We start from the raw sequence: 13,805 nt of genomic DNA on the forward strand, positions 1-13,805 counted from the left end.
CATCGTTTGGATGTGTTGCGTGATCGCTCCCGCGCAAGCACCCGCAAAGTCGCGATGGCCGCGCGTCCTCGGTGGCTTCGTCGTCCTCGCCGTCCTGGCCGCCGCCGCCCTGCTGGCGTACGCCAAGTGGCGTGAACGCGACGACGGCGAGGTCCTCACCACCGAGGGCGCCCAGCTCAACGTCGCGGTCGTCGACGGCAAGTTCATCTTCCGGGTGATGGCCGTGCGCTGCCGGGTCGGCTCGATCGGCGACGGCTCGGTCGACCTCGAGCCCAAGGGCTCGTACTGCCTGGTCGACATCGTCGCCCGCAACGGCTCCTCCAAGCCGGTCACCTTCGACACCACGGCCCAGAAGGGCTATGACGCCGAGGGCGCCGAATACTCCACCGACATGCAGGCCGAGGTCATCGCGAACCCCGACCGGAACTTCGTCAACCCGATCGCCCCGAGTTCGGAGGCGAAGGGGACGCTCGTCTTCGACCTGCCCAAGGGCGGGACCCTGGCGACGGTGGTGCTGCACGAGTCGTTCCACACCACCGGCGCCAAGGTCGCTCTCACCTAGCGGCGCCCACCAGTTCAGGGTCCTCCCGGACGGCCGAGGTGAGCTTCTCGCCCTCGATGTCGACGTTGGGCAGGGCCCGGTCGAGCCAGCGCGGCAGCCACCACGCCGACCGGCCCAGCAGCGACAGCACGGCGGGCACGATCGTCATCCGTACGAGGAAGGCATCCACCGCGACGCCGAAGGCGAGCGCGAAACCGAGCGACTTGATGATCGCGTCGTCGGCCAGGATGAAGCCGGCGAAGACGCTGATCATGATGAGGGCCGCGGCCGTCACCACCCGGGCCCCGTGCTTCACGCCGGAGATCACCGCCTCGTCCGGTGAGGCGCCGTGCACGAACTCCTCGCGGGCCCGGGTGACCAGGAAGACCTCGTAGTCCATGGCCAGGCCGAACAGCACGCCGATCAGGAAGATCGGCATGAGGCTCACGATCGGCCCGGTGGTGTCCAGGCCGAGCAGCCCGGAGAGCCATCCCCACTGGAAGACCGCGACCACCGCGCCGAACGTGGCCGCCACCGAGAGCAGGAAGCCGAGCGTGGCCTTGATCGGCACCGCGATGCTGCGGAACACCAGCATCAGCAGCAGGATGGCCAGGCCGACGACCACGGCCAGATACGGGATGAGCGCGTCGTTCAGCTTCTCCGACACGTCGATGTTGATGGCCGTGGTGCCGGTGACGGCCAGCGTCGCCCCGGCCACCTGGTGGGCCCGGATCGCGGTGACCAGGTCCTGGGTGGCGGCGCTGCTCGGCCCGCTCCCCGGAATGACGGTCAGCAGGGCGGTGTCGCCGGCCTTGTTGACGGTCGCCGGGGTCACCGCGACCACGTCGTCCAGCCCGCCGATGACCTTCGAGGCCCGCTCGGCGGCGCCGGCGGCCTGACCGGCCGGCGCCTCGACGACGATGATCAGCGGCCCGTTGAAGCCGGCCCCGAAGCCCTCGGCGAGCTGGTCGTACGCCTTGCGCTGGGTCGAGTCGACGGCCGCGGTGCTGTCGTCGGGCAGGGCCAGCCGCAGGCTGGTGGCCGGGATGGCGATCACGGCCAGCACGCCGGCCGCCATCAGCAGGGCGGGGACGCGGCGGCGCACCACGAGCCGGGCCCAGCGCTCGCCGAACGTCATGCCGGTGGTGGCCCGCCGGCGCTTCTTGGCCATGATCTTGTCGCCGGCGAAGCCGAGCAGGGCCGGCAGCAGGGTGAGCGTGATCAGCACGGCGACCGCGACGGTGCCCGCGGCGGCCAGGCCCATGCTGGTGAGGAAGCCGATGCCGACCACCGAGAGCGCGGCCAGCGCGATGATCACGGTGAGGCCGGCGAAGACGACCGCGGATCCGGCGGTGCCGATCGCGCGGCCGGCCGCCTCCTCCTTGTCGCGGCCCTCGGCCAGCTCGTGCCGATAGCGGGAGACGACGAACAGCGCGTAGTCGATGCCGACGGCCAGGCCCAGCATCGTGGCCAGGGCCGAGGTCGAGCCGCTGAGGTCGAAGAAGCCGGTGGCGATCTGGATGCCGAGCATGCCGACGCCCACGCTGAGCAGGGCGGTGAGCAGCGGCAGCCCGGCCGCGACGAGCGCGCCGAACGTGATGACCAGGACCACCGCGGCCACCACGACGCCGATGGCCTCGGTCGCGCCGCCGGCCTCGGAGGCCTGGGTGGCGGTGCCGCCGTACTCCACCTCGACACCGGCCGACTCGGCGGTGCGCCCGGCCTCGTACAGGGACTCCCGGTCGTGCTCGGTCACCTCCTCGGCGGTGACCTTGTAGGTGACGGTGGCGTACGCGGTCTGCTTGTCGGCCGACACCGTCGGCTCCGAGACCGCGCCGACGTCGGGCGCGCCGCGCAGCGCGGTCACCGCCCGCTTCAGCGCCGCCTGCTGATCGGTGTCGGTCAGCTTCGTGGCCCCGTCGACCGTGAAGACCACCTGGGCCGACGCGCTGTCAGCGCCGCCGCCGCCCATCTTCTCGCCGATCACCTCCATGGCCCGGAACGACTCGGTGCCCGGGATGGAGAAGGAGCCGCTGGTCGGGCCGGACAGGGTGGCCGCGCCGACGCCCATCAGGGCGAACAGCAGCAGCCACATCACGGTCACCCGGCGGCGCCGCCGGAACGAGAACCGGCCGAGCCGGTAGAGGAGAGTCGCCACCTGAGAGCCCTTCGAGAGGTCGAGAAGAGTGACCCCTCAACGGTCCCGAAACGCGCGCGGAAAGGCGTCGTCCGAGCGCGGACGGCCACTACTGCGCCCGCGGTATATCCGCCGCGGGGCTGCTACTACTGGGAGACGACGCCGGGGCGCGACGGCTGCGCCTACCGTCGTGGGTGATGAAGACGAAGGCCGAGTCCCTGCTGCGGGATCTGCTCATCGCCGTTCTGCTCGGCTGGGCCACCATCAAGCTCGAAGAGGCTCAGGGCGAACGGCGATATGTGCTGCTCACGACGATCGCCGTCCTGGCCGTCTTCGCCCGCCGGCGATGGCCTCTGCCCACTCTCGCCGTGGTCACGGTGGCCACACTGGTGACCATTGCCGTCAAGGCGCCGTCGGGGGGCCTGCTGCTGGCGCTCGGCGTGGTCATGTACGCGGTGCCGTTCCGCCCCCGGGAGTACGCGTGTGCGGTGTCGGCCGCGATCTTCGTGACCGGCCTGATCGCGGACACGAGCAGTTGGTGGAACATCCAGTCGCTGGCCGCGTTCTCGTGGATCTTCGGCGGCGCCGGCCTCGGCCTGGGCGTGCGCTCGCGCCGGGCGTACATCGCCGAAGTGACCGAGAGGGCCCGCCAAGCGGAACAGACCCGCGAGGAAGAAGCCCGGCGGCGGGTGATGGACGAGCGGCTGCGCATCGCGCGCGAGCTGCACGACGTGGTGGCCCACCACATCGCGGTGATCAGCGTGCAGGCCGGCGCGGCCGGGCACGTGCTGCAGAAGCATCCCGAGCAGGTCTGGCCGGTGCTCGGTCACATCCGCGACGCGGCCGACACCGTGCTCCGCGAGATCCAGTCGGTGATCGGCGTGCTGCGGGATCCCGACGAGGCCGACACGACGGAGCCGACCTCCGGTCTCGACCGTCTGCCGGAGCTGCTGAGCGGTCTGGGTGCGGCCGGTTTCCGGGTACGCCTCGACCAGCGCGGCTCTCCACGAACGCTGCCCGCGATGACCGACCTGGCCGCATACCGGATCGTGCAGGAGGCGCTGACGAACGCTCACCGGTACGGCGACGGAACCGCGAATCTCGACATCTCGTACGACACCGACGCGATCACCGTCGGCGTCACCAACACGATCGTCCCGTACCGGGTGAACACGCGTTCCGGATCCGGTTTCGGGCTCATCGGCATGCGGGAGCGGGCCGCCGCCGCGCACGGAACCTTGACCACCGGCCCCGACGACGCGGGCCGATATCGGGTGCACGCCGTGCTGCCCCTGAGAGGAACCACCGTTGACCATTCGCGTGCTGCTTGCTGACGATCAGGCGCTGATCCGGGCCGGCTTCAAGATGATCCTCGACGCCGAGGAGGGCCTGGAGGTCGCCGGCGAGGCCTCCGACGGCAAGGCGGCGGTCGAGCTGGCCCGCTCGGCCCGCGTCGACGTCGTGCTGATGGACATCCGGATGCCGCACATGGACGGGCTCGAGGCGACACGGCGCATCTGCGCCGACGACCATTTGGCGGGGGTACGGGTTCTGGTGCTCACCACGTTCGAGAACGACGACAACGTGGTCCTCGCCCTGCAGGCCGGCGCCAGCGGCTTCCTCGGCAAGAACGTCGACCCGGCCGACCTGGTGAACGCGATCCGCGTGGTGGCCGGCGGCGAGGCCCTGCTGTCCCCGCGCGCCACCCAGGGCCTGGTCGGCCGCTTCCTCGACCAGCTGCGCCCGCCACCGGCGGAGGCGCTGGCCGCCCTCGACGTCCTCACCGACCGCGAGCGCGAGATCCTGGTGCTGGTCGCGCACGGCCTGTCGAACGAGGACATCGCCACCCGCCTCTACGTCTCCCCGCTGACCGCCAAGACCCACGTCAACCGCGCGATGGCCAAGCTCAACGCCCGCGACCGCGCCCAGCTGGTCGTCCTGGCCTACCAGAGCGGCCTGGTCAGACCGGGCGACCCGCTGCCTTGACGATCCGCTCGGTGAGAAACGCCCGTTCGGCCTCATTCGCGGTCAGCTCCAGCGCCCGCTGATAGGCGAGCACGGCCTCGCCGTCCCGTCCCAGCCGCCGCAGAAGGTCGGCCTTGACCGCCGGCAGATAGCGGTAGCCGGCGAGCCGGCCGTCGCGTTCCAGCCGCTCCACCTCGGGCAGGGCCCGCCCGGGCTTGCAGCACATACCGCCCCGGGCGGCCGTCCCGGAGGGCGTTCACGGTGAGGTCGGCCCGGACCAGCGCCGGGCCGGACGGCGCGGTGTGCCCGGTCGTGAACAGCAGGTGGATGACGCCCAGGACGGCCGGCAGGCGACCGGGAAGCTCGGCCGGTCCCGGCATCCGGAACGGGATCCGGGCCGCCGAGATCTTCTTCTTGGCCCTGGTCAGCCGGGCCGCCATCGTCGGCTCGGACACCAGGAACGCCTGGGCGATCTCCGCGGTGGTCAGCCCGCAGACCAGCCGCAGCGTGAGCGCGGGCCGCACCTGAGGGGCCAGTGCCGGATGGCAGCAGAGGAAGATCAGACCGAGCGGGTCCTCGGGCGCCGGTTCCGCGGCCACCTCACGCGGTTCGCCCGGCCGTTCGAGGAGCATGAGCTTGGCCCGGTACGCCTGTTCGCGCCGGACGGCGTCGATGGCGCGCCGCCTCGCCGTGGTGGTGAGCCACGCGGCCGGGTTGGCCGGCACGCCGCCGGACGCCCAGGCGGTGAGGCGTTGCGGCCGGCCACGCGCAGCGCGGCGTCCAGGTCGGGCGCCTCGATCACGTAGAAGCCGGCGATGACCTCCTTGGCCTCCACGAACGGGCCGTCGGTCAGCACCTCGTCGCGGATCGCCGTGGCGGTCGCGCCCGGCTCCAGCGCGAACGCCGCCACCAGACCGCCGGACTCGGCCAGATCGGCGGCGTGCCGGTCGTGCGCGGCCAGGTCCTCCTCGGGTCCCTCGGCCGCGTAGATCAGAACGGCGTACTGCGCCATGATGTCCTCCCTCGTGTCTCCGTCGCTCTTCCGTCGAATGGGGTGGGCCAGATTCGACAGCGCGTCAAAGATCGAGGACGACGTCACCGCGGGGCTGGGACGAGCAGATCAGCACGTTGCCCTCGGCCGGCGGGTCGACCGGCTCGGTGGTGTACGTGACCTCGCCGGAGAGCAGGCCCGACTCGCAGTTGTGGCAGACGCCGACGCGGCAGGACCAGCGCACGGGCACGTCGCAGGCCTCGGCCAGGTCGAGCAGGCTGGTCTCGCCGTCGGGCCAGGGGACGGTCAGGTCGCTGCGGACGAACGACACCGACGGCCCGGTGCCCTTCTCGCCCTCCGGCGGATGCGGCGGCCGGGCCGGTTTGGCGCTGATGCCGGGGGTCAGGGCGGCGTGCGCCCCGAAGACCTCGGTGTGCACGAGCCCGGCCGGGAAGGCCGTGGTGACACTCTCTTCCATAGCGGCGGGACCGCAGAGGTAGACGTCGGCGCCGGCCGGCAGGTTCAGCGTCCGCAGCACGTCGGCGGAGAGGCGGCCGGTGTAGTCGTAGTCGCGGTCCTGCGGGCGGGGACGGCTGAAACAGACGTACGTGTGGGCGTTGGGCAGGCGCGCCAGCAGGGCGGCCGCCTCGGCCGCGAAGGGCCGCTCGTCGCCGTCGCGGGCCGCCTGCACCCACCACACCTCGCGATCGGGCTGATGCTCGGCGAGTTCGTGCAGCATGGCCAGTACGGGCGTGGCGCCGACGCCGCCGCTGATCAGCACCACCGGCGTCGTGCCGGGCCGCAGGACGAACGAACCGCGCGGCGCGGCGACGTCGAGCAGGTCGCCGGCGCGGACGTGGGTGTGCAGATATTCGCTGCCGGCACCGTGCGGCTCGCGCTTGACGCTGATCCGGTACGCGGCGTCGCCCGGCCTTCCGGACAGCGAATAGCTGCGGACGAGGCCCGCGCGCAGACGTACCGTCAAGAACTGGCCTGGAAGTGCCGCGGGCAGAGGGTTCCCGTCCGGATCGGCCAGCCGCACCGACGTGATCGTGCTGCTCTCCCGCTCGACGGCGGCCACCCGCAACGCCCGGAAACCACCCCAGGCCGGCGGCGGCACGGCGTCGACCAGCCCGGCGTTGCCGCTCGCCGTCTCCGGCTGGTCGAGCATCGCCCGGAACGACCCCTGCCAGCCCGGGCTGAGCGCCGGGATCCGCAGCGCCCGCTCGATCTTCTCGCGCGGATGGCCCGGCAGATAGAGCAGGCCGTCCACTTCGGACACGGTGAGGCCCTCCGGCCCGTCGGCCACCTTGACGATCTCGTCGCCGGCCCGGACCTCGCCCTCCTCGAGGACCCGGAAGTAGAAACCGGGCCGCCGATGCTGGACGAGAAGCGACGGCATCCGCGGGTCGTCCATCCGGATGCCGACCCGGTAGCAGGTGACCCGGGGCTGCGTCACCTCGAACAGCGCCGCCCCGATCCGGTAGCGGTCGCCGACGCAGACCTCGTCGTCGGCCAGCCCGTCGACCGTGAAGTTCTCCCCGAACTGCCCGAACTCGAAATCGTCGCGGCCGAGGAACTTCCGCCAATAGTCGTACGACTCCAGCTGGTAGACGAACACGGCCCGCTGCTCACCGCCGTGCCCGCCCAGATCCCCCTGCCCGTCCCCGTCGATGTTGAGGCGCCGCACCATGGCCGCCCCGTCGACGGGCGCTTTCCAGATGCCGGTGAAGACGGTCCGCCCGCGCCACGACACATCCTTGGGCAGGCCGACGTTGACCGATCGCAACATCGCCATCCCCACATCTTGCGACTTCAGAGCCCCGACCGTGGCGGTGACGACCGTCACCCTCTCCCACGCGCCTCGTAGGCCCTGATCACCCGGCCCGTGGGATCGTCGCCGCCGGGTGTCCGCAGGCGGTCGGTCAGCAGGAAACCGGGCAAGGCGAAACACCCCGAGTGCTCGGCCTCCGACAGCACGAACGTGCCACCGCGAAGCTCCGGCTCCCAGCCGTGCTTGAGGGCGTAGTCGATGGTCGCCCGGACATCGGCCGAAGCCGGATAGGCCCCGTCGGTGGCGCAGGCGCCCCAGGGCGCGGGCCAGGCCGTCGACAGCAGATCGACCTGCAGAGCCCGGCCCGTCTTGCCGGCGCCCCAGGCCCGGACCCGGACACACCGGTGACAGTCGCCGCTGCCCTGCACGTGATCGACGACCGCACGCCAGGCGAAGCTCCGCGCCCCGATGTGCAGCCGCCGCAGCCGAGTCCTCATGTCGATCCCCCCGAGCCGAAATCCTGCCCGTTCCCCGGCCCACCGCCAACGCATTTAGCCGGCGTTGACCGTTCGCCCATCCGAGGGATGGCGATCCGAGAAGCGGCCGAGTCATGGTTGCTTGTGGCTGAGCTGAGTTCATGTGTCTGGTGTGGAAGGTCGGGCGAGAACACCAAGGAACACGTGCTACCGGATTGGATCAGAGGAGAGCTCGAGCGACGGTTTCTCACCGGGGACGGCGACCAGATCGTAGGCCGCTATCGGCTCAACGGCGTCGGCGGCACGGTTCGGACATGGGAGGCGAAACCGTTCACGATGACCGTTCGAGACGTGTGCCGACCGTGTAACAACGGGTGGATGTCACAGCTCGAATCGACGACCCGGGCCCTTTTGTCGAAACTCCTGGCCGGCGACGACTTCGAACTCGACCCCGAAGATCAGGCGACGCTGAGTGCGTGGTCCTTCAAAACGGCAGTCGTGTCGGACCTCCTCGGTCCGGACAGAACCGTGCCCGCCGTTCATGTCCAGGAGTTCTATCGGAGCCGCCGACCGCCCGGCGGAGTCTACGTGCACCTGTCCGCACGCCGTCTGTTGTCGCCGGAGGCTCCGATAGCTCAGCTCAGGCAGCGCGACTTCGTGGTCAGCCCGTTCCAGCTCCGCGCCTACAAGGCGGTGATCGCAATAGGTCACGGGGTCATCCAGGTGATCGGTTTCCCGCAAACGACGAACGTGCGGGGGACCGAGCTCATGGCATTGGGCGCCGCGCGCATCTGGCCCGTTGCCGACGGCGGCGTGGCGTGGCCGGGAGACTCTTCCTGGATCACCACTGAGGAAGCGGCCGCCTCCGGCAGGGCGTTTCGGCTGTCCTAGGAGGAGGTTCGGCGTTCCGCGGCGGGCAGGTCGCGGTGCGTGCGGATCGGGCTGGTGAGCAGGATGGTGGTCGCAAGGACCAGGGACGCCGCCATGAGCCACAGGGTCGGGCGCAGGCCCAGCGTGACGCCCAGGGAGCCGCCGAGCAGCGCGCCCAGGGGAATGGCGCCGTAGTTGACCAGCTGCATCGCGGTGATGACCCGGCCCAGGAGCGGGCGCGGGGTGTAGAGCTGGCGGAAACTGTCCTTGATGATGTTCCCGGCGACGATGCCGGCGCCGGCCACCACGCCGCCGACGACGGCGAAGGCCAGGCGAGGGCCGGGGCCGGCGAGGGGGATGAGCAGGGCGAACGGCGCCGCGCCGGCCTGACAGGCCACCATGCCGTACGCCGTGCCGAAGCGCCGGGCCATCGCGCCGGCGGCCAGCGCGCCCAGAAGCCCGCCACAACTCATGGCGGCGACCACGAGGCCGGCCGTGCCGGGATCGGCCCCGATCTCGCGCACCAGGAAGACGACGAGGATCGACTGGTAGCCGGTCAGCGCCAGGTTGCCCGCGGCCCCGAATGCCGCCATGGTCCGCAGGTACGGGTCGTGCGCCAGGAAACGCAGCCCCTCGGCGGCCTCGGACCGCACCGCGCGCCGGGGCGCCGCCGGGCGCGGTGGTTCGCGGTGGCGCAGAGCCAGCAGGCAGGCGATGGAGACCAGAAAGCTGACCGCGTCCACCAGCAGCCCGGTCACGGCGCCGAAGGCCTGCGCGACGAGGCCGCCCACGCCCGGCCCGGCGACCTGTGCGGCGGCCTCGCTGCCCTGAAGTCTGGCGTTGCCGTCGGCCAGCCGGTCCGGGCTGAGCAGCGAGGCCAGGTAGACCGGGGAGGCGGTCTCGGCGAACACGGAAGCCGTGCCGGCCAGCAGGGCCACACCGAGCAGATGCGCCATGGTCAGCGCGTGCAGCGAGGCGGCGATCGGCACGCTGACGAACAGCACCAGGGAAACGGCGTCACAGGCGATCAGCACGGGACGGCGCGGAAGCCGGTCGACCCAGACGCCGGCCGGCAAACCGACCAGCAGCCACGGCAGCCAGACCGCGGCCGGCAACAGCGCCACCTGAAACGTCGAGGCGCCGAGAACGCCGACTGCCACCAGCGGCATCGCGATCGCGGTGACAGCACTGCCGAACCGGCTCGTGCTCTGCCCCAGCCACAGCAGGCGGAAGTCTCTCAACGGGCGGCGCGCCGCGATTGCATCTCAGCCTCGACGGCCTCGCGGCGGCGGCGCCAGTCGCGGCGGGCCTTGGGGTTCCGGCCGGGGGATCGGCCGGACGACTCCTCGCGCTCCCGGGCCAACTCGAGCCGGTCCAGCAGCTGCGCGTCGGTGAGGCCGGGGAGATCGCGGTCCCATGTCTCCAGCATCTTCCATCGGGACACACAGGCCTCTTTTCGCGCGGGTTCGACACCATCTCAGCGCGCCGGCGCCGCGGCGGCAGCCGAATTTCGACACGGACGGGTCAGGCGCATGGTGCCGGTGATAGCCGTATGGCACTCCGCCCCTGTGCAGCGCTGCACGGCCCTTGTGGCGCGCTGCACAGGAGCCCTGTGGTGTTGATCCGCAGCGGAGGGAAGTCGATGAACTGCTCCGGGCGGGGAACCGCCGTCAAAGTCCGGGCTGGCGAACCGACAGCTGGCCGGCTCCCGCGCGGAGCATGTGTTTCGCGAGGTAGATGGGGCGGCCGTCGAGCTTTGCGGTCTGCGTGACGATCAGGACGGGCTCGCCCGGGTCGGCGTCCAGCGGCGCCGCCCGGGACTCGCCGAGCAGGCCGGCCGTGAAGCGGACCACGCCGGAGCCCAGGCGGTCGAGCAGGGCGGACAGAGCCGTTTCGTTGGCGGACAGAGAGTCGAGCGGGGCGTCCGCGGGTAGGTGTTCCTGGCTGAGGGCGATCGGCTGGCCGTCACGCCGTACGACCGTCTCGAAGAACCACGCCGCCGAGTCGGCCGGAATCGACAGCTCCTCGGCTATGTAGGTCGAGGTTGTCTCCTGCAGTGCGGCCTGCGTGCGGCGCAGTTCCAGGACGCTGCCGGGCATGCTCAGCAGGTCTTCCAGGGGGCGCAGGCGTTCCAGGCCGGCCTCGGGGACGGCGTCGGCCACGAAGCGGCCGATGCCCCGGCGGGAGACGATGAAGCCGTCCTCGTCGAGCAGCATCAGGGCCTCGCGGACGACCGTGCGGCTCACGCCGAGCAGGCGGCCGATCTCGATCTCGGTGGGGATCATCGAGCCGGGGGTGAGGGCGCCGGTGCGGATGCCGTCGAGGATGCGGCTGTGCACCTGGACGCGCAGCGGCACCCCGGCGTCGCGGGCCAGCGGCGCCGACAGGAAGGAGAGACGGTCGGTCACGCGGTGATGGTACGGAAACCGGCCCGCAGGGCGCCGAACGCCGCGATCGCCGACGCGCCGAGCACGGCGGCCGTGGTTCCGCCGGGTCCCCAATGGTCGGTCAGCAGGCCGGCCAGGTACGTCCCGGCGCCGATGCCCACGCTGAAGGCACTCACGATCCACGCGTTGGCCTCCGTGGCCAGCGCGGCCGGGGCGCTCGACTCCGTCGCCCGGAAGACCAGGGTGAGGTACGGCGCCAGGCAGATCCCGCTGACGAAAGCGGCGGTCAGCCAGTACGCGGGCGGCGTCTGCACAAATGCGGTGGGCGCGTAGAAGAGCGCCACCAGCAGCAGCCCGGGCCGGACGAGACGTTCGGGAGCGGTCCGGAAGGGATGACGGCTGATGTAGATCGCCCCGGCGAACGCCCCGACGCCGTTCACGGCCAGGCCCCAGCCGGACAGGGCGGGGTTGCCGGCGCTGGTGGCGTGGGCGGTGGCCGTGATGGCCAGCACGCCGACCGGCACGCCGGCCGCGACCTGGGCCAGGACCAGGGTGCGGATGGCCGCGTAGCGCAGCGGCGATCCCCGCTTGCCGGTGTGCGCGGCCGGGGCGGCGCGTTCGAGGATGCCGTGCGAGCAGAACAGCGCGGTGCCGGCCAGCCCGATGACGCCCATGACGGCGACCGCGCCCGGCGCGCCCAGCACGGCGATGCTGATCGCGCTGAAGAGAGGACCCAGGACGAAGATCAGTTCCTGTACGGCCGCGTCGGCGCTGAACGCCTTGGTGAGCTGCGTGCCGGGGCGCATGAAGCGGGGCCACAGGCTGCGCAGGACCGGCTCCAGCGGCGGCGCCGCGATACCGGCGATCAGGGTGAGGACGACGGCCGCGGTCTGATGATCCGGGGCGGTCACCGCGATGCCGAGGAAGGCCAGTCCGGACGCGACGGCCGCGCCGAGCAGCGTCGGGCGCGCCCGCCCGGTGCGGTCGATCGTGCGGCTGATCAGCGGCGCTCCGACCGTGCCGGCGAGAATGTAGATCGAGGTCAGGGCGCCGGCGAAGGCGTACGAGCCGCCGGCGTCGAGCACGACGCGCAGCAGCGCCAGCGAGGACATGGCCTGCGGCAGCCGGCCGATCAGCGATGACGTCAGAAGCGTCGAGGAAAGCCTGATCTGGGCCGGGCTCATCGCCTCGCGCTCGATCACCGTCATGCCGTACCTGCCAAGATCATTAGTTGTTATACAAGCTAATGTTACACGCAGGTAAGACAGAAGGGCTCCGGCGTGATCCGCCGGAGCCCTTCGAAGGTGTCAGGAGTTACGGATGCGGTTGCGGAGATACGTGCCCGACTCGGTCAGGACGCCGGTGCCCGCGTAGGTCGGCCCGCCGCAGGTGCCGGGCCTGAAGGCGGCGCTGCTCTCGTCGGCGTCCGAGTACGTCCAGTTGGCGTAGCTGATCTGGAGCCGGTCGAGCAGGTCGAGCCAGGTCGCCGTGCTGGCCAGGTCGACCGCGCCGCCGCCGGTGGCGGTGACCGTGCCGAACTCGGTGACGAACAGCGGAAGCGAGGCGGCCGCCCGCTGCACCTCGGCGCGGTAGTTGTCCTTGTGCGAGGCCGCGTAGAAGTGGAACGCGTACATGATGTTGGAGGCGTTCACCGGGTTCGCGGTGATCTCGCTGGAGCTCGAGCCCTCCGAGACGCCGAGCGACGACCAGGCGCGGGTGCCCACGATGATCACGGCGTCCGGGTCGTTGGCCCGGATGACCGGGATGACCTGTTCGGCGTACGACTTGATGCCGCTCCAGCTGACGCCGTTGGGCTCATTGGTGATCTCGTAGATGACGTTCGGCTTCGCGGCGTTGCGGGCCGAGACGTTCGCGAAGAAGGTCTTGGCGTTGGCCAGGTTGTAGTTGGGGTCGCCGGGCGTCAGCGTGTGGAAGTCGATGATGGCGTAGAGGCCGCGCTCGGACGCCTCGTCGACCAGGCTGTTGACCCGCGAGGTGAAGCCGGACGGGTTGGTCTCGTAGCCCTGCTCCTGCACGTACATCGAGACCCGCAGCAGGTCGGCCTGCCAGTCGGTGGCCAGCGCGTCGAGCGAGGCGTCGTTGTAGCAGTCGGCGAACCACTGGATGCCGTGCGTGCTCATGCCCTTGAGCTGGATGGCCTGCCCGGACGAGTTGCACAGGTGCACGCCGCAGACCCGCAGCTGCCCGTTGATCGCCACGGGAGTGGAACCAGTTGGGGGAGGAGTGGTGACCGGGGGAGTGGTCGGCGGGGGCGTCGAGCCGTCGCACGAGACGCCGTTGATCCGGCAGGCGGTGGGTCGCCCGCTGCCGTTGGCGATGAAACCGAAGCTGGTCGACGCGCCCGGCGACAAGGTTCCGTTCCAGCCCGCGGGCGTGAACACGGTGCCGGACTGGGTGGCGTTCCACGACTGGGCGACGGTCGTACCGGCGGGGAAGGTCAGCTCGACCCGCCAGGTGGTGATCGTCGACGACGTGTTGTTGGTGACCGCCACCTGTCCCTGATAACCGTTGCTCCACGAGCTGACCACGGTGAACGCGGCGGTCTCGGCGCTGGCCGGCAGGGCCACGGCGATGGCGGCCGCGGCGGCGGTGAGAACCGCCGCGCCGGCCAGAAGGAGTCTTCGCATGGGGGATTCCGCTTCC

Annotated in this window: 12 protein-coding genes and 2 pseudogenes; 4 read left to right on the forward strand and 10 right to left on the reverse strand. The window is 71.2% G+C overall.

Going from position 1 to position 13,805, the window contains the following annotated elements; translation table 11 throughout:
* Positions 1 to 19: 19 nt before the first annotated feature.
* A complete protein-coding gene (locus tag ACFY36_RS49430; RefSeq protein ID WP_499752886.1) occupies positions 20 to 562 on the forward strand; it encodes a DUF4352 domain-containing protein in 543 nt (180 codons plus the stop codon).
* Here the strand turns inward: ACFY36_RS49430 and ACFY36_RS49435 are convergent.
* Positions 555 to 2,699 (reverse strand): MMPL family transporter, encoded by a 2,145-nt coding sequence (locus ACFY36_RS49435; RefSeq protein ID WP_499752887.1) that lies wholly within the window; start codon positions 2,697 to 2,699, stop codon positions 555 to 557. The two genes, ACFY36_RS49430 and ACFY36_RS49435, sit on opposite strands and share 8 nt — an antisense overlap.
* A 176-nt stretch (positions 2,700 to 2,875) precedes the next feature.
* Here ACFY36_RS49435 and ACFY36_RS49440 point away from each other — a divergent pair, with 176 nt between their 5' ends.
* Both ACFY36_RS49440 and ACFY36_RS49445 read left to right on the forward strand, forming a co-directional pair.
* A complete protein-coding gene (locus ACFY36_RS49440; protein WP_499752888.1) occupies positions 2,876 to 4,012 on the forward strand; it encodes a sensor histidine kinase in 1,137 nt (378 codons plus the stop codon).
* On the forward strand, positions 3,987 to 4,664 hold the full coding sequence (locus ACFY36_RS49445; protein WP_499752889.1) for a response regulator: 678 nt from the start codon (positions 3,987 to 3,989) through the stop codon (positions 4,662 to 4,664). The genes ACFY36_RS49440 and ACFY36_RS49445 overlap by 26 nt, the downstream gene beginning before the upstream one ends.
* Here the strand turns inward: ACFY36_RS49445 and ACFY36_RS49450 are convergent.
* The 4 genes and pseudogenes from ACFY36_RS49450 to ACFY36_RS49465 form a co-directional block, all read right to left on the reverse strand.
* Positions 4,639 to 5,392 (reverse strand): annotated as a pseudogene (locus tag ACFY36_RS49450) (RNA polymerase sigma factor); the annotation flags it as partial. The gene ACFY36_RS49445 and the pseudogene ACFY36_RS49450 overlap by 26 nt on opposite strands.
* Before the next feature lie 71 nt (positions 5,393 to 5,463).
* Positions 5,464 to 5,655, reverse strand: a pseudogene (locus ACFY36_RS49455) (YciI family protein); the annotation flags it as partial.
* 64 nt (positions 5,656 to 5,719) lie between these two features.
* A complete protein-coding gene (locus ACFY36_RS49460; RefSeq protein ID WP_499752890.1) occupies positions 5,720 to 7,432 on the reverse strand; it encodes an MOSC domain-containing protein in 1,713 nt (570 codons plus the stop codon).
* Between the two features lie 47 nt (positions 7,433 to 7,479).
* A complete protein-coding gene (locus tag ACFY36_RS49465) occupies positions 7,480 to 7,905 on the reverse strand; it encodes an integrase (protein ID WP_499752891.1) in 426 nt (141 codons plus the stop codon).
* 357 nt (positions 7,906 to 8,262) lie between these two features.
* Here ACFY36_RS49465 and ACFY36_RS49470 point away from each other — a divergent pair, with 357 nt between their 5' ends.
* Complete coding sequence (locus ACFY36_RS49470; protein WP_499752892.1) at positions 8,263 to 8,775, forward strand: hypothetical protein; 513 nt, start codon at positions 8,263 to 8,265, stop codon at positions 8,773 to 8,775.
* Here ACFY36_RS49470 and ACFY36_RS49475 read toward each other — a convergent pair.
* From ACFY36_RS49475 to ACFY36_RS49495, 5 genes are all read right to left on the reverse strand, one after another.
* A complete protein-coding gene (locus tag ACFY36_RS49475) occupies positions 8,772 to 9,995 on the reverse strand; it encodes an MFS transporter (RefSeq protein WP_499752893.1) in 1,224 nt (407 codons plus the stop codon). The genes ACFY36_RS49470 and ACFY36_RS49475 overlap by 4 nt on opposite strands.
* Positions 9,992 to 10,198, reverse strand: a complete 207-nt coding sequence (locus ACFY36_RS49480; RefSeq protein ID WP_499752894.1) for a hypothetical protein — start codon at positions 10,196 to 10,198, stop codon at positions 9,992 to 9,994. The genes ACFY36_RS49475 and ACFY36_RS49480 overlap by 4 nt, the downstream gene beginning before the upstream one ends.
* A 226-nt stretch (positions 10,199 to 10,424) precedes the next feature.
* The gene (locus tag ACFY36_RS49485; RefSeq protein WP_499752895.1) at positions 10,425 to 11,162 is read right to left on the reverse strand and encodes a GntR family transcriptional regulator; all 738 of its coding nucleotides are present in this window, start codon (positions 11,160 to 11,162) and stop codon (positions 10,425 to 10,427) included.
* Positions 11,159 to 12,349: an MFS transporter gene (locus ACFY36_RS49490; RefSeq protein ID WP_499752896.1), complete on the reverse strand. Its 1,191-nt coding sequence runs from the start codon at positions 12,347 to 12,349 to the stop codon at positions 11,159 to 11,161. Before ACFY36_RS49490 ends, ACFY36_RS49485 begins: the two co-directional genes overlap by 4 nt.
* A gap of 99 nt (positions 12,350 to 12,448) precedes the next feature.
* Entirely contained in the window at positions 12,449 to 13,789 is a 1,341-nt protein-coding gene (locus tag ACFY36_RS49495) for a cellulase family glycosylhydrolase (protein ID WP_499752897.1), read from the reverse strand.
* Between the last annotated feature and the right edge of the window lie 16 nt (positions 13,790 to 13,805).

Origin of the sequence: Actinoplanes sp. NPDC000266, assembly GCF_042899005.1 — a bacterium.
In the GTDB taxonomy this organism is placed as follows: Bacteria; Actinomycetota; Actinomycetes; order Mycobacteriales; family Micromonosporaceae; genus Actinoplanes.

Coding starts and splice junctions, on each gene's coding strand:
- ACFY36_RS49470 (WP_499752892.1), top strand. CDS start 8,263: ATGTCACAGCTCGAATCGACGACCCGGGCCCTTTTGTCGAAACTCCTG.
- ACFY36_RS49440 (WP_499752888.1), top strand. CDS start 2,876: ATGAAGACGAAGGCCGAGTCCCTGCTGCGGGATCTGCTCATCGCCGTT.
- ACFY36_RS49495 (WP_499752897.1), bottom strand. CDS start 13,789: ATGCGAAGACTCCTTCTGGCCGGCGCGGCGGTTCTCACCGCCGCCGCG.
- ACFY36_RS49460 (WP_499752890.1), bottom strand. CDS start 7,432: ATGGCGATGTTGCGATCGGTCAACGTCGGCCTGCCCAAGGATGTGTCG.
- ACFY36_RS49465 (WP_499752891.1), bottom strand. CDS start 7,905: ATGAGGACTCGGCTGCGGCGGCTGCACATCGGGGCGCGGAGCTTCGCC.
- ACFY36_RS49490 (WP_499752896.1), bottom strand. CDS start 12,349: ATGACGGTGATCGAGCGCGAGGCGATGAGCCCGGCCCAGATCAGGCTT.